The sequence below is a fragment of the Collinsella sp. D33t1_170424_A12 genome (assembly GCF_015554865.1).
Lineage (GTDB): Bacteria > Actinomycetota > Coriobacteriia > Coriobacteriales > Coriobacteriaceae > Collinsella.
The window spans coordinates 1-14,164 of sequence record NZ_JADNJJ010000201.1; the positions used below are offsets into that span (position 1 = coordinate 1).

14 protein-coding genes and 2 tRNA genes are annotated in these 14,164 nt (G+C 64.7%); 7 read left to right on the forward strand and 9 right to left on the reverse strand.

The genetic code is table 11. From position 1 onward, the window contains the following. The 3 genes from I2E26_RS08305 to I2E26_RS08315 all read left to right on the forward strand — a co-directional run. Positions 1–403 (forward strand): DUF5692 family protein (locus I2E26_RS08305; RefSeq protein ID WP_229056524.1); only part of this gene is annotated, 403 nt, incomplete at its 5' end. Positions 404–548: 145 nt separating this feature from the next. Continuing rightward, positions 549–1,214, forward strand: coding sequence for a TetR/AcrR family transcriptional regulator (locus tag I2E26_RS08310; RefSeq protein ID WP_147588446.1), 666 nt, complete (start codon positions 549–551; stop codon positions 1,212–1,214). Positions 1,215–1,216: 2 nt separating this feature from the next. Next, on the forward strand, positions 1,217–2,209 hold the full coding sequence (locus tag I2E26_RS08315; protein ID WP_195420356.1) for a dipeptidase: 993 nt from the start codon (positions 1,217–1,219) through the stop codon (positions 2,207–2,209). Positions 2,210–2,643: 434 nt separating this feature from the next. On the opposite strand, the gene serS is transcribed toward I2E26_RS08315, so the two are convergent. Further along, positions 2,644–3,936, reverse strand: a complete 1,293-nt coding sequence (gene serS / locus I2E26_RS08320) for a serine--tRNA ligase (RefSeq protein ID WP_195420357.1) — start codon at positions 3,934–3,936, stop codon at positions 2,644–2,646. Between the two features lie 116 nt (positions 3,937–4,052). Here serS and I2E26_RS08325 point away from each other — a divergent pair, with 116 nt between their 5' ends. Continuing rightward, on the forward strand, positions 4,053–4,223 hold the full coding sequence (locus I2E26_RS08325; protein WP_195420358.1) for a DUF6724 family protein: 171 nt from the start codon (positions 4,053–4,055) through the stop codon (positions 4,221–4,223). A gap of 214 nt (positions 4,224–4,437) precedes the next feature. On the opposite strand, the gene proC is transcribed toward I2E26_RS08325, so the two are convergent. Together proC and glyA are read right to left on the reverse strand one after the other, a co-directional pair. Further along, positions 4,438–5,229 (reverse strand): pyrroline-5-carboxylate reductase, encoded by a 792-nt coding sequence (gene proC, locus I2E26_RS08330; protein ID WP_195420359.1) that lies wholly within the window; start codon positions 5,227–5,229, stop codon positions 4,438–4,440. A 174-nt stretch (positions 5,230–5,403) separates the two neighbouring features. Continuing rightward, entirely contained in the window at positions 5,404–6,657 is a 1,254-nt protein-coding gene (gene glyA, locus I2E26_RS08335) for a serine hydroxymethyltransferase (protein WP_195420360.1), read from the reverse strand. A gap of 426 nt (positions 6,658–7,083) precedes the next feature. Between glyA and I2E26_RS08340 the strand changes: the two genes are divergently transcribed. From I2E26_RS08340 to I2E26_RS08350, 3 genes are all read left to right on the forward strand, one after another. Then, entirely contained in the window at positions 7,084–8,100 is a 1,017-nt protein-coding gene (locus tag I2E26_RS08340; RefSeq protein WP_195420361.1) for a hypothetical protein, read from the forward strand. Between the two features lie 72 nt (positions 8,101–8,172). Continuing rightward, a complete protein-coding gene (locus I2E26_RS08345) occupies positions 8,173–8,865 on the forward strand; it encodes a hypothetical protein (RefSeq protein WP_195420362.1) in 693 nt (230 codons plus the stop codon). Between the two features lie 82 nt (positions 8,866–8,947). Further along, positions 8,948–9,457, forward strand: coding sequence for a hypothetical protein (locus I2E26_RS08350; RefSeq protein WP_195420363.1), 510 nt, complete (start codon positions 8,948–8,950; stop codon positions 9,455–9,457). Between the two features lie 342 nt (positions 9,458–9,799). Here the strand turns inward: I2E26_RS08350 and I2E26_RS08355 are convergent. The 6 genes from I2E26_RS08355 to I2E26_RS08380 form a co-directional block, all read right to left on the reverse strand. Further along, positions 9,800–9,886: transfer RNA gene (locus I2E26_RS08355), tRNA-Leu, on the reverse strand. 145 nt (positions 9,887–10,031) lie between these two features. Then, the gene (locus tag I2E26_RS08360) at positions 10,032–10,316 is read right to left on the reverse strand and encodes a PTS sugar transporter subunit IIB (protein WP_147588438.1); all 285 of its coding nucleotides are present in this window, start codon (positions 10,314–10,316) and stop codon (positions 10,032–10,034) included. A 743-nt stretch (positions 10,317–11,059) separates the two neighbouring features. Beyond that, positions 11,060–11,144, reverse strand: a tRNA-Leu gene (locus tag I2E26_RS08365). Between the two features lie 33 nt (positions 11,145–11,177). Beyond that, positions 11,178–12,164, reverse strand: coding sequence for a hypothetical protein (locus I2E26_RS08370; protein WP_195420364.1), 987 nt, complete (start codon positions 12,162–12,164; stop codon positions 11,178–11,180). 11 nt (positions 12,165–12,175) lie between these two features. Further along, on the reverse strand, positions 12,176–13,171 hold the full coding sequence (locus I2E26_RS09140; RefSeq protein WP_229056525.1) for a septum formation initiator family protein: 996 nt from the start codon (positions 13,169–13,171) through the stop codon (positions 12,176–12,178). 236 nt (positions 13,172–13,407) lie between these two features. Further along, positions 13,408–13,992 (reverse strand): TetR/AcrR family transcriptional regulator, encoded by a 585-nt coding sequence (locus tag I2E26_RS08380; protein WP_195420365.1) that lies wholly within the window; start codon positions 13,990–13,992, stop codon positions 13,408–13,410. Positions 13,993–14,164: the final 172 nt, after the last annotated feature.

Below are 14,164 nucleotides of genomic sequence, written 5' to 3' on the forward strand. Positions count from 1 at the left end.
GATCTGGCCCTGGATCATCGCCTACGACCTGTGGAACTTCGCCTACACCTATAACTGCATCTCCGACCACTCCGCCTACTGCGGCCTGGCGCTGCTGCTCTCCTGCACCATCCCCACGTTCTTCATCAAGCGCGGCGCATGGCTGCAGCATCGCGCGCAGACGCTCGGCTTGTGGATCATGTTCATCATGACCGTCCCGCAGTTCGCCGACCGCATCGCGCCCATCCCCACGACGCACAACCCCACCGCGTTCTTCATCGTGAGCGCCATCGCGCTGGCCTTCAACATCGGCGTGGCCGTCTACCAGCTCATGCGCATCCGCCGCGCCAAGCTCAACCCCATGCGCGACGAGCTCTACGCCGATACCAAGCCCTATCAGCAGGTCGTCGCCGAGAACCGCTAGGAACCCCCAACGCGCGCGACACGATACGTGTACTTCTGTCGACAAAACCGTCCGCCGCGCATCATGAAACTCACAGGATCCGTATAATATGGGCACCCCGTTTTACATGGGGTGCCCATATTTCTTTTCGCCCGAAGGTCTTTCCATGATCTCATCAGAACACATCAAGCCGCGGCGAGTCGACGGCCATGCCAGCCGCCTCTCCGTCGAAAGCAAGCGCCTGACAGGCCAGGCAGGGCAGATCACCCAGGCGGCACGCAGCCTCTACGAAGCCAAGGGGGTTGCCAAGACCACCGTTAAAGACATAGCCGCCGAAGCGGGCGTGACGCGCGAGCTCATCTACTACTACTTCCACGGCAAGAAGGAAATCACCCAGGCCGTCGTCGACGACTACATCGAGGACCTGGTCGAAAGCGCCATGGTATGGAACGAGGGGCGCGAGTTCGGCAAAACCGAGCAGTCGCTCCGCGGTTGCGTCCAGACGTTTCGCCGAACGCTCTACGATGCAGCCGGCAACAGCCGCCCCATGATCCGCGTCGTCGAGGAGCTGGGCATACGCGACGCCTTCGACGTGCGCGCCGTACGCGAAACCGTCAACGCGCTCAACGCCTGCGTTGCCAGCGAGTACGCCCAATTCCATCGCGTTGAGATCGACCTGGTGTACGAGATGTTCTGCGTCGTGATCTTCGGCATGGTCGGGCTGCTCAAGCTCAACCCCTCCATCAGCGACGACGAGCTCATGAAGGTCGTGGAGCAGACGCTGCACCTCGATATGGAGGATGCCGAGCATCCGCACGGAGGTGCGCGCTAGCCATGCATGCCGTCTTCGATCTGCACTGCGACACCGCCGACCGCCTGGCGTGGCAGACGCTACCCCGCGCGTACAAGGAGGCAACGGGCCTGGCGTTTTACGGCCCGGGCGACGAGCTCGATCCGCACGGTTGTCGCTCGCTCGCATCAAACCGTTGCCACATCTCGCTCGACGCGATCGGCGACACGCCATGGGCGCAGTGCTTCGCCTGCTTCATCCCCGACGAGCTCTCCCCCGAGCAGGCGCTCGGGTTCTATCAGCACATCCAGGCCGATATCGACCGGCAGCTCGACGAATGCGCGGGACGGGTTCGCCCGGCCGCCGATGGGCGCGACATCCCGGGCATCCTGGCCGATGGTTGCCTAGCGCTCGTGCGCACCATCGAAAACGCCCGCTTTTTCGCGCTCGACCCGCACCTGGTGGACGAGGCGCGAGGGCGCGGGGTGCTGATGGCCTCGCTGAGCTGGAACGCCGCCGGGCCGCTGGCGAGCGGCCACGACACCGATGAGGGTCTCACGCAGGCCGGACGAGCCGCGCTGGCGCGCATGGCACGGGTTGGCATGGCAATCGACGTCTCGCATCTGAACGACCGCTGCTTCGCAGACGTCGCGGCCAGCACGGATGCGCCGCTCGTGGCCAGCCACTCCAACAGCCGCGCGGTATGCGGGCATCCGCGCAACCTCACCGATGCGCAGTTCGACCTGATCCGCGAGCGGGGCGGCCTCGTGGGCCTCAACTTCTGCCGCGACTTCCTGCGCGCGGACGGCGCGCCCGACTTCGACGACATCTCGCGCCATATCGACCGTTGGCTCGAGCGCGACGGCGAGGACGTCGTGGCCCTGGGCAGCGACTTCGATGGTTGCGATACCCCCGCTTGCATCGCCACGGCCGCGGACATGCCCACGTTCCAAAAGCTCCTCGATGCCCGATTCGGCGAGCCGATCACCGCCAAGCTCTGCGGCGACAACGCGCTTCGCTTCTTCTCGAACCTATAAGCCGGCGCCGCGTTTCGCCCGCGCGCAGGGCCCACGGAGCAACTTGCTGCGCAATCTTGCCGACTTTTCACAGGCTTGTTGGAAAACGCCGAGTAGGGCCACCTGTTTAGATGGCAAAATCCCAGGTAATTTAATTGATATCTGAATTGTATACAATTCGATTCTAGAAATAGATGCGTAAAGTCGGCAAGATTGCACACGACGCGTCCCACCCTGCGAAACAACAGCCCTGTGGCCGATTCCGCAGTAGGAGCACCCGCTGCCAGCTCCCTATCATTCCCGTTACAGATCATCATGAAAAGCCTCCCATCTCCGAGACTTCGACTTTTACGTCCAGGAAATGGGAGGCAGTTCACCCATCAAGAGCAGCTTCTGTTTACCCTAGGTATTTCGCATGGAAGAGATGCGCCTATCGAATACCTACAATGAGACAGCTACGCGATCGGCTCGATGCGCTCGATACCGCCCATGTAGGGGCGCAGGACCTCGGGCACCGTGATGGAGCCGTCGGCGTTCTGGTAGTTCTCCATGATGGCGGCCATGGTGCGGCCGGTGGGCAGGCCGGAGCCGTTGAGCGTGTGCACGAAACGCGCGCCCTTGAAGTTCTCGGGGTCGCGGTACTTGATGTTCGCGCGACGAGCCTGGAAGTCACCGCAGTTGGAGCAGGAGGAGATCTCCTTGTAAGCGTTGTAGCTCGGCAGCCAGACCTCGATGTCGTAGGTCTGACGGGCGGAGAAGCCCAGGTCGCCGGTGCACAGCGAGATCACGCGGTAGGGCAGGCCGAGCTGCTGGAGGATGAACTCGGCTTCGGCCACCATGCTCTCGAGCTCGGCATCGGACTCCTCGGGGCGGGCGAACTTGACCATCTCGACCTTGGTGAACTGGTGCTGGCGGATGATACCGCGCGTGTCGCGACCGGCAGAGCCCGCCTCCTCGCGGAAGCACGGGGTGCCCGCGGTATAGCGCAGCGGCAGCTGAGAGGCATCGAGCGTCTCGCCGGCGTGCAGGTTGGTGAGGGCGACCTCGGCGGTGGGGATCAGGAACTGGTCCTCGCCGGTATGGTAGGCGTCGTCCTCGAACTTCGGCAGCTGACCGGTGCCGTACATGATCTCGCGGTTGACGATGACCGGCGGGATGAACTCGGTGAAGCCGCGGGAGATGTGCGTGTTGAGGAAGAAGTTCTGCAGCGCGCGGTCGAGCGTTGCGCCGGCGCCGGACAGCACCGTGAAGCGCGCGCCGGACAGCTTGGCGCCGCGATCGAAGTCCAGGATGCCGGTCTCGACGCCCAGGTCCCAGTGAGCCTTGGGCTCGAAGCCCTCGGCGGCGAAGTCGCGGGGCTCGCCCACGCGACGGCGCTCGGGATTCTCGTCCTCGTTCTTGCCCACGGGCGTGGCCTCGCCGGGGATGTTGGGGATGCGAGCCATGAAGTCGGCCTGCTCCGCCTCGAGCTCGGCGCGACGGCCGGAGAGGCCCTCGATCTTCTCGTTAACCAAGCGCACGGCCTCCTTGGCGGCGTCGGCCTCCTCGCGCTTGCCCTCCTTCATCAGCATGCCGATCTTCTTGGACTCGGCGTTGCGCTGGGCCTGCAGCTCCTCAACCTCGGTGATGACGGCACGGCGCTCGCCATCGAGCTCGAAGAACTTCTCGCGATCCCAAGAGCCCTGGCGATTCGCCATAGCCTCATCGAGGGCATCGGGGTTCTCGCGGACAAATTTGATATCGAGCATGGTTCCTCCGGTTCACGCGCTGCTCATGTGCAATTCCAAGTGGCGCCGAAACGCCGCTCTCGCCAGTATATACTTGTGAGAGTTTTTCCTTACTTGAGAAGGCGAGAAGGCATCATATGGACGCTATTTTTTCCTTTTTGTTCGGCACGCGCGAGGGTTTCGCCGCGCTCTTCCTCATCGGCATCGCGCTCTTCGGCATCATCGCCTTTGTGATGGAGAAGCGCACGCACAAGCTCTATGTGGACCGTGGACCCAAGCAGGACGGCGACGACAGCTTCTGGGACTAGCCCGAAGGCCCGACATGCCTCGAGCCGGCAGCAGGCCGATCAGCCGAACGCCCCGTCGGCTGTCGGAACACCAAGCCCGCGCATCCGGCTGCACGCCACAGCCCGCTCCAGGCTCACCGCACGCTCCCATGCCTTACGCGAAGCGCCCCTTCTCGCTGCAACCGCAGGCGAGAAGGGGCGCTTTTCCGTATCAAGCGAACGAACGGGACGATTCCTAGCCCTCGATCGCGTCGATGGCGCGGATGAACGCCGAACGCATGCCCGCGGCCTCGAGCTCTGCCACGCCGCGGATGGTGGTGCCGCCGGGCGAGCAGACGGCATCTTTCATAGCGCCGGGGTGCGCACCGGTTGCGAGCTGCAGCTTCGCTGTGCCGGCCACCATCTGGCTCACCATCGTGTACGCCGTGGCGCGCGGGATGCCGTGCTTGACGGCGGCATCGGCCAGGGCCTCGATCACCATGGCGATGAAGGCCGGGGAGCAGCCGCCCACGGTACCCGCGACGGAGAGCAGGCGGCTCTCGACTTCGACCACCGAACCCAGCAGCCCGAGGAGCCCGCGAACGAGAACGGCGCCGTCCTCGTCGAGCGTGGTGGTGCGTTCGCACGCTATAACGCCCTCGTTGATGGAAACCGGCGTGTTGGGGATCGTGGACAGCGTGCCGACGCCCGGAAGCAGCGCGCTGTAGCGCCCACAGTTCCAGCCCGCGGCGACCGAGAGGACGGCGCGGTCGGCCAGAACGTCCGCCAACGGAGAGAGGACCTCCTCGATAAGATACGGCTTGATGGCGACCACGACGACGTCGACCGTCTCGACCAGCTCGCGCGCCGTCTCGAGTGCGCGCATGCCGCGCGCCTCGCAGCGAGCCTGCAACGCGTCGAAGCGGCTGGCGCACGCATACAGGTTGCCCGCGGGCACGCGGCCCGATGCGATCCAGCCGTCCGCCATCGCGGACGCCATGTTGCCGAAACCGATGAAGCCGATCTTGGCCGTTTCCACTGAGAGCATGCTGCCTCCCGTTTCCTACGAGTGAGTTGTACGAGCCACCAGTATAGGCGGATGAACGGACGCGCGGGTCCGGCGGCGCAATGCGAGGTCGCCATCGCAGCCCGCGGACCCGACCGCGGACGAGTGCGCCTCGACAAGTCGTCGCGGCCCCGCGCGCGTCCTCTGCCGCGCCCCCTAGCCCAGCTCGGGATAGAGCGGGTGGGCCGCCAGAAGCTCGTCGACGCGGGCGCGGGCGCGGGCCACCTCGGCGGCATCGCCTCGCGCGAACACGACGCGCGCGATAAGACCGCCCATCTCGCGGAACTCGTCGGCTGTGAAGCCGCGCGTGGTGCCTGCGGCCGAGCCCACGCGGATACCGCTGGTCACGAACGGAGAACGCGGCTCGCCGGGTATCGAGTTCTTGTTGACCGTGAGGCCCGCCTCGTCGAGGAAGCGCTCGGCGTCCCTACCGGTGACGTCGGCTGGCGTAAGATCGACCAGGCACAGGTGGTTGTCGGTGCCGCCCGACACGAGGCGCAGACCGCCGGCGACCAGGCCCTCGCCCAGCGCCGCGGCGTTTTCCACCACGCGGTCGATATACTCGGCAAACGCCGGCTGCAGGGCCTCGCCGAACGCCACGGCCTTGCCCGCGATGACGTGCATGAGCGGGCCGCTCTGGGCGCCCGGGAACACGGCCTTGTCGATCTTGCGCGCGAGGCCCTCGTCGTTGGTGAGAATGAACCCGCCGCGCGGACCGCGCAGGGTCTTGTGGCTCGTGGAGGTGACGACATCGGCGTACGGCACCGGCGAGGGATGCGCGCCCGCGGCGACGAGGCCGGCGATGTGCGCCATGTCGACCATGAAGCGCGCCCCCACCTCGTGCGCGACGGCGGCCATGCGCTCGAAGTCGATGGTGCGCGGATAGGCCGACGCGCCGCCCACGATGAGCTTGGGCCGGTGCTCGCGCGCCAGGCGCTCGAGCTCGTCGTAGTCGATGGTCTCGGTGGCGAGGTCGAGGCCGTAGGGCACGAAGTTATACAGCTTGCCGGAGAAATTGACCGGGCTGCCGTGCGTGAGGTGGCCGCCCTGGTCCAGGCTCATACCCAAGATGGTGTCGCCGGGCTCGACGAGCGCAGCGTAGGCGGCGAGGTTGGCGTTGGCGCCGCAGTGGGGCTGGACGTTGGCGAATCTGCAGCCAAAGAGCTCGCAGGCGCGGTCGCGCGCGAGGTCCTCCACAACGTCGACGCGCTCGCAGCCTCCGTAGTAACGGTGGCGCGGATAGCCTTCGGCGTATTTGTTGGTAAGGACGCTGCCCACGGCCTCGATGACGGCGGGGCTGGTGAAGTTCTCGGACGCGATGAGCTCGATGGTTCGCCGTTGGCGGACGAGCTCATCGGCAACGGCCGTTGCGACGGCGGGATCGGCGACGCTCAAAGGGGATGCGATCATGCGGTGCTCCTTTTCATAGCGGTGCGGTCGAGGGTCACATATGCCCATACGCTACCCAAGCGCGGTCGTTTACATGCACGGGCTTCGCCCGATCACGCCCTTTTTACGAGGAAAGGGGTACGGCGGGAAGCGCCGGGCGGCCGACGGCCCCAGGGGGCACGGTTAGCGAAGCGGGAACGCGGCCGCTGGATGACGCGCCGCAGGAGCCGGACGGCGAGCGCGCCGCAGAGGGGTGGCCGAACGGGGAGCCTGCCGTGGAGAGAGGCGCCCATGCAGCGGGGACGCCGTGGAACAGGGTTGGGCGGGGCGGAGGGACGGGCTCCAAAACCCCGCGCGCGAGACCGCATGCGCCCGCCGACGCGCGGACTCGCAGGCGGTGCGGCACGCTATACTGGCGCCAGGCACATGTGCGACCCGGGAGGCACCATGTTCACGCGCGACTCCAACACCGACCCGTTCAACGCGGGCGAGCCCACGCTCCCCTGGCAAGACCCCGGCTCCGAGGCCTACGACAGCGCAGACGAACCTCATGAGGAATCACGCCGCGATGCCGGAGAAGCGAAGGGGCCCTGGGACGCCGACGAATCCGGGACCACCTCCCGGGGAAAATCGGGCAGCGCGCGGACGAAGGGACGAGCACGCAAGCGCTCGACGGCGGCGCAGGAGCGCGAGACCTCCCGCCGCGACCGCGTGCAGCAGGCACGCGGCACATCCGCCGGCAGGACCGCGGGCCGCATCTTCAAAGTGTTTTTGGGCATCTGGCTGCTCTCCCTCCTCTTGTCCATCGGCGGCAGAATCGTGAGCTGTACATCAGTCCTCTTCACGTCCAGAGCGCCCGAGGATCCCTACGACGTCCCCGCATACGACATACCCGCCTTCGAAGAAGACGAGAACTCCCCCGAAGCCCAGAGCCTCGAGCTCGCCAACGCCCGCTTGGAGCACCTCGTGCTCCCGGGCTCCCCCGAGCACGACGCGGAGGCGGGCCGCATCGCGGCGGCCTTCGCCCAGCGCGTCGAGACGGACTTCGGCTGCACACCCGACGAGCTGGGAATCGACCCCTCAATCGTCGCCGAATGGGTCATAAGCTCGCTCGTCTACGAGGAGAGCTCCACGAACGCGTTCCCAGAGGCCGAAGATCCGCATGCCTCCGTCTACTTCGATATCGAGTCATGCTCGATGATGACCATGTACTTCGAGTTCCAAAGCAATCTATACGATTACCTGCGCGATCAGGAGCTCTACCTTCTCGACATCAAGCAGGGCAAGGAGCTCGTCGATACCCAGAAAACCGATATCGCCGGCATCCTGCAGGCAGCGATGGTCGAGACGGGGTCGCGCGAGTCGACGATGTGCGTGAGGCTCACCCTCCAGGACGGCGCCTGGACCATCGACGAGGCGGATTTCGAACGGTATTGCGACTACGCCTTCGGCATGCCCGCCTAGCGCCACCCCAAAGAGGCGCCTTCAGGCAGCACACCGGCAAGCAACCCCAGCACCCCACCCCCTGGAGCAACCGTGAAACGACTAACCATCCAGTCCCTGCTCATCTTCATGCTCATGCTCATAGCCTTCAAGGCCGGAAGCATCATATATGAATCGTTCTTCAGCTCCACCTCCGCTGAGCCCCCAAGCGACGAATACGCGCCCACCGATCCGCTCCACAGCGAGGATGCCGAGATATGCCGCACCCTCGTCGAGGACCGGCTTTCCGACATCACGACGCCTGACTCCCCGCAGCACAGCGACGCCGTCCAACGCATCACGAGCTGGATGGAAAAGAGCGTCCTTGACGACTTTTCCCGAACGCCCGAAGAACTCGGCATCGATGTGCAGCCGATCGCAGAGCTCGCAATCGGAGCCTTTTCCTTTGACATCTCGAACGCATCTGCCTTCCCTGATTCCGACAATCCGTATGCAACGGTCCACATCGACGCCCAGGCGCTCGGCATCTACGAGATGTACTTCGATTTCGAGAATGAGGCCAAGCGCTACCTACGTGATATCGGCCTATCGGTCTACACCAACGACGGGGCGCTGAGCAATGAGCAAAAAGCGCAGCTGCGCTCGTTCTACGATAAGGCATTCTCTTCCAAAAAGACGGACATGGCGTTCGTCACCATAAAGCTCGCGAAGGAGGACGGCAGCTGGGTCCTCGACGAGAACGAGTTCAGCGATGGCTTTCACCAGCTCTTCCTCCTGCCGGGTTAGACTACTGGAAAAGCAGCTCGTCCCTATAGCGGGTCACCAGCTATAGGGTTCCGACACGCAGAAATACGATCGGGGGATGGTCATGGGCATACCGACGAAGTTCGACGTTTCTTTTGGCAGGTCGCTGCGGCGCGGCACCGGTAAGATTGGGTGCCTCATCGATGTCGCGTTCGGCGTCATGGGCTTCGCTTGGAGTTGGTCGTTTTGTTTGGATCAACGCGTCGACGATTGGGGCAACGCGATCCCGCCGTTCATCGAGACGGACGGTCTGCTCGCGGCGATCGGCCTATCGCTCTTCGGAGGCGTCGCGATGTTCCTGCTCGCGTTTCTTTGGCACTCCGGCGTTATCTACCTGCGTCATATGTGGAAAAGCACCGCTGGCCGCGCCGCGATCTTCATCTTCAGCCTGCCCATGGTCTTTGTCCTGCTGAGCGGCAACATCCTCGCGTTCCTGGTGCTTGCGGTGAGCTACCCGATGCTCGCCAAATGGCTGATGCCGCTTGTGGGATTGCTTACCGGCTGGCTGTTCGGCAAGGGAGACCCCTCGGATGCCGCCGCCGAGTCCCTGGATAAGGATGCTGGCGAGGAGTAGGGCACACCCTAGGCATCCTCGCCGGCGCCATAGCGGTTATTCCACCGTGCGCCGAGGACGAAAAGGCCAATCCGGGTTATAGGACTCAAAGCGTGTTTCGATACCGAGCACATTTTTATCCCTACAACCCCCGTTGTGCGTATGCCTTTTGCCATCCAATTGATTATGCGTATACAGTTGGACCGCCATGGAGGCGTTAAACGACACAAACGCATACGCATAAAGAGAGGACCATACGCATGCGCGAGAAACTACGCTCCGCGGGTCGTATAGGGCAACAAAGGGGAGGCACTATAGGATTTCAATAGCAAAAAGGCTCCCGAAGGAGCCTTTTACATTTGATGGTGCGGGCGAAAGGACTTGAACCTTCACGGGGTTGCCCCCATATGGACCTGAACCATACGCGTCTGCCAATTCCGCCACGCCCGCGTGCTGTCTTATAGTATCGAATAACTCTGCGCGATACAAGCGAGAATTTCCAACTTTTTTTGAAAAAGTTCCGCGAGGGAGCAGTGACAAAGAAAAGCCCAGGCCAGAGGCCCGGGCTTACACCAGATCGATTTCGGCAGCGATCTTACTGGGCCATGACGTCCAGGATCTGCTTCTCGGCATCGGCCTTGCCCATGCCGGTGAGGAAGGGCACGCCGCTCACATAGGCGCAGGTGATGCCTTCGGGAGCCACGGTGGTGGCGACCAGCAGGTCGGCATCGGCGCAGTTGGCAGCAGCCTCGGCGATGGCGCACTGGACGATGGTGTAGGCACCCTCGTAGCCGTTCGCGTCGAGCAGGGCCTCAACCTTCTTCGCAACGGCAGTGGAGGTGGCGACGCCGGAACCGCAAGCAAGAACGATCTTCTTCATGGATGAAGTCTCCTTTCATGGCACTATAGCGCCCCTAAGTGTACCGCCTTCATGCACAAACGCCAACGAAAGCACAACAAAACATGCAATTGCAACGTATCATGAGGCGCCGGTCGGGCTTGCATCGGGAAAGGCGACCGGCGCGAGGATCGACACGGGGCCGTGCCGAAGCAAACGAAGCACCAAGCCTTTACGTCCGAAAAGCGCACGGAAGCCGGATTTCCCGCGGATTCCCGACGTAAAGCAAATCGCCAAGGACGCTCGCGTCGGAAAAACGCGCCGAAACCCGTGGGACGCGTCAAAACGTGACGCCTGGTGTGCGGAGCGCGGTTTTCTGACGCCAAGGGGGCCGAATTCTGCTAGCTGGCGAGAGAAAAGCGCGGGCAGCGATTGTCCTCGTCAGAAAAAATGCACGCCAGCCGCATCCTCGCGAATATCTGACGCAAGGGCCCTGCTGCCGAATCATTGCGTCAGGAAATGTCGCTGACAAGGAATTCGACGCGGAAAGGTGACGGCAAGGAGCGACGGGGGGCTCGACGCGGAAAGGCGACGGCGAGGAGCGACGGGGGGCTCGACGCGGAACGGTGGCGGCGAGGAGCGACGGGGGGCTCGACGCGGAACGGTGGCGGCAAGGAGGCCGACAGCCTCCCCTTTCGCTCGGCTCCGCGCCCTCCCGGGGTCGTGTCCGCCGCAAGGCGCCCGTAAACGAAAAGGCCCTCCGTTGCCGGAGGGCCTTAATTCCATGGTAGGGGCGGTGGGACTCGAACCCACAATCCTTTCGGCCGAAGATTTTAAGTCTCCTGCGTATGCCAATTCCGCCACGCCCCCGTGATGAGAGAGTCTACCACGCCGCGCACGCTGTTAGCGCGATATCGCCGGACTCCATCCGATTGTAGGAGATACACCCTCGACCGTCTCGAACACGGTAGCGGCCATACCGGCCATAAGGCTGTTCTCGCTCACCGTAAGATCGCGGTAGCCGCCCGCGCGCATGAGCTCGCGCACCACCAGCGCGCCTCCGAGGATCACCGGAGCGCGCTTGGGCTGGATACCCGGGAGCCGCGCGATATCCTCGGCGCCCAGCGCGCGCAAGCGCTCGACCGCGCGTTCGACTTCGTCGAGGGCGAGCACCGACAGGTGCACCTGCGACGAGTCGTACACCGCCATGCGGCGCGCCATCGCCACCAGCGTGGTCACGGTTCCGCCCACGGCGACCAAACGGTCGGGCCGCACGGGCAGCGAGGCCCAATAGCCGTCGAACTCCCCGCGCGCCCAGCGCGCGGCCTCCTCTACGCGTGCCTCGTCCACGGGCCCTGCCAGCGCGAAGCGCTCGGTTATACGCCGGCATCCCACATCCAACGATCGCAGCGCCTCCACGGCAAGCGCCTCGCCTTCGACATAGCTGCCAACGACGATTTCCGTCGACCCGCCGCCCGAATCGGCAACCGCGATGCGCTCGCCCTCGAAATCGCGCGCCACGCCCAGGAAGGTAAGACGGCCCTCGACCTCGCCGGGAATGACCTGGGGCGAAAACCCCAGCCCCCTCAAGCCATCGAGCAGTACCGCACCGTTGCTCGCATCGCGCGCGGCACTTGTGAGCGTGAGCACGGTGGCGCACGGATCAAACTCGTTGATGAGCTGGGCGAACTCGGCGCAAGCGGCAAGAACGCGCGAGATCGCCTCGTCCAGCAGGCGTCCCGTCGCATCCACGCCCTCGCCCAGATCGGTGATATGCGTGCGTTTGCTCGATGACGCGATGCGCCCGTCCTCGAGCGTCGCCAGCAGCAAGCGCGACGAGACCGTTCCGATATCGATCGTCGCCACGCGCATGGTACGTCCCCGCATCATAGCCACGCCCCCTACTCGCTGGGCGCCGAGGGCACCTGACCCACCGGCCCCGTATAACCGAGCAACGAATCGAGCACCTCGTAGTACCAAGGCGCCTCGTTGAGCGCTTTGTCGAGGACCTCGCGCTGGGCGCGCTCGACATCGCTCGCGCTCCCGGGAATCCCGGAATCCTCGCCGTCGTCGGGAAGGCCCTCGATGATGATGGGCTGCTCGCCCGGCTTGGCCATCCCCTGCTCGCGCGCCGCGCTCTCGATGCCCTCTTTGGACAGCAGCTTGTCGACCTGGCCCTGCAGGTCGTCGGTATAGCGCTGCCCGATAGCCTGCTGCTCCTGCAGGATCGCGTTCGTGCGATGCGCGGCATAGAGGTCGGCCACCGGCCCGTACAGGCTCACGAGGATAACCGCCGCCACGGCCGCGTAGAAGACGAAGCGAAACCGCCCGGCGACGATGTCGTAGACCAGCTGGACGAACGCGTTATCGCCCGCGTATTTCATCAGGTTGTTGCGCTGCGCCTCGCTTCGGCGCCGGCTCGCGGCGCGAGCGGCCACGCGCTCGGCCATCGGCGTGGCGGCCGGCCGGCCGGACCGGGACGCCCCGCGCGACCGACCCGCCCCCGCGCGATCCGGCGTCCGCCGAGCGCCCGCCGCGCCTCGCGGCGCACGGTCCGCCGCCCCCGCGCGATCCGGCGTCCGCCGCGCGCCCGACGCGCCTCGCGGCGCACGGTCGGCCGCTTCCGCGCGGTCGGCCCCGGCAGCGCGCGCATAATCGCCCTCGCGATGCGAGCGACCGCCATCATATGCATCGCGAGCGTACGGGACGCCCGTCACCGGGCGACGCGCCGATGTGAGCTGCACCGTACGCGGACCACGGGGGACGGCGGTGGAGCCGGCGCCCGAACGGGGCATGCGGCCGTCCGCCTCCCGATCATCGGGACGCGAGGCGCGCCCTGCATCGCGCGCGCTTTGGTAGACGGAAAAACCGCCCCTGTTGTTGGTGGAAGTTCTCATGATGGCGCCTTGTTCGGTTGAGGTGTTTGTGCGCAAGTATGGTCTCCCTGTTATACCATGCGCCCGCCCGGGAAGTGTGCAGGCTTCGCGGTCGTTGCGCCGACCCGAGAGCCGGCCCGCCCGCACCGCGCCGGGTGCGCGGACCCAATGCGCGGCGATCGCGCCCGCGAAGCGCCAAAACACGGCGGCGTAGGCGATGGCGGGCCCGGTCCTTCGGCGCCCGCCCCTTCGAAACGCTAGTCGTACAGCGCCATCTCAAGCAGCGTGAACAGCGTCTTGCAGGACGGATCGCCCATCTTGATGGAGGCGAACATACCCTTCCAGATGAAATTCGCCAGCTGCTCGGTCTCGAATTCCTCGCGCGCGCGGGCACGGATCGCCGTGTCGCCCTCGATATGGCGCGCGATACCCTCGCAGATGCCGCGGAAGCACTCCTCCTCGGCCTCGCGCGAACGCTTCAGCGAGCGCGCGTCGAGGTTCGCCGCCTCGCGCAGCCAGCTCGCCTGAAAACGGTCGAGCGACTCCGTAAGGCCCTGGGCGAGGCAGCGGCAGTACACCATCAGCGTGCCCTCGGAGCCCTCGGAACTCTCCTCGGCCTGCGTGAGCACGCCGGCCTCCTCGATAGCCGCGTGCCAGAAGCGGGCCACGACCTCCGTCACCAACGACGCCTTATCGGGGAAATAGTTGTAGATCGTGCCGATGGCGACGCCGCACTCGTTCGCGATCGTGCGGATACCCAACGACGCCATCCCCTCCCGCTGCGCGCGCTCGTACGCGACCGAAAGAATGGCCTCCCGTGTTATCGCGGGCTTGCTTCCCATATGTTCCTCCCTCGGGCCCCAAATGAACTCGGTTCATCATAACCTTACCCAAGGTGAACAACGCTGTGAAGAATTCATGCCAATACCAAACGATACAACCCCGCCGTTGCATCGGTGATATTCCGTCACTATGATGAACCGCGTTCAGATGAACCTTGTTCACAGTTAGGAT

What these genes read in the sequence shown, in the direction of transcription:
- I2E26_RS08310 (WP_147588446.1), top strand. Translation starts at nt 549, where the DNA reads ATGATCTCATCAGAACACATCAAGCCGCGGCGAGTCGACGGCCATGCC.
- I2E26_RS08315 (WP_195420356.1), top strand. Translation starts at nt 1,217, where the DNA reads ATGCATGCCGTCTTCGATCTGCACTGCGACACCGCCGACCGCCTGGCG.
- serS (WP_195420357.1), bottom strand. Translation starts at nt 3,936, where the DNA reads ATGCTCGATATCAAATTTGTCCGCGAGAACCCCGATGCCCTCGATGAG.
- I2E26_RS08325 (WP_195420358.1), top strand. Translation starts at nt 4,053, where the DNA reads ATGGACGCTATTTTTTCCTTTTTGTTCGGCACGCGCGAGGGTTTCGCC.
- proC (WP_195420359.1), bottom strand. Translation starts at nt 5,229, where the DNA reads ATGCTCTCAGTGGAAACGGCCAAGATCGGCTTCATCGGTTTCGGCAAC.
- glyA (WP_195420360.1), bottom strand. Translation starts at nt 6,657, where the DNA reads ATGATCGCATCCCCTTTGAGCGTCGCCGATCCCGCCGTCGCAACGGCC.
- I2E26_RS08340 (WP_195420361.1), top strand. Translation starts at nt 7,084, where the DNA reads ATGTTCACGCGCGACTCCAACACCGACCCGTTCAACGCGGGCGAGCCC.
- I2E26_RS08350 (WP_195420363.1), top strand. Translation starts at nt 8,948, where the DNA reads ATGGGCATACCGACGAAGTTCGACGTTTCTTTTGGCAGGTCGCTGCGG.
- I2E26_RS08360 (WP_147588438.1), bottom strand. Translation starts at nt 10,316, where the DNA reads ATGAAGAAGATCGTTCTTGCTTGCGGTTCCGGCGTCGCCACCTCCACT.
- I2E26_RS08370 (WP_195420364.1), bottom strand. Translation starts at nt 12,164, where the DNA reads ATGATGCGGGGACGTACCATGCGCGTGGCGACGATCGATATCGGAACG.
- I2E26_RS09140 (WP_229056525.1), bottom strand. Translation starts at nt 13,171, where the DNA reads ATGAGAACTTCCACCAACAACAGGGGCGGTTTTTCCGTCTACCAAAGC.
- I2E26_RS08380 (WP_195420365.1), bottom strand. Translation starts at nt 13,992, where the DNA reads ATGGGAAGCAAGCCCGCGATAACACGGGAGGCCATTCTTTCGGTCGCG.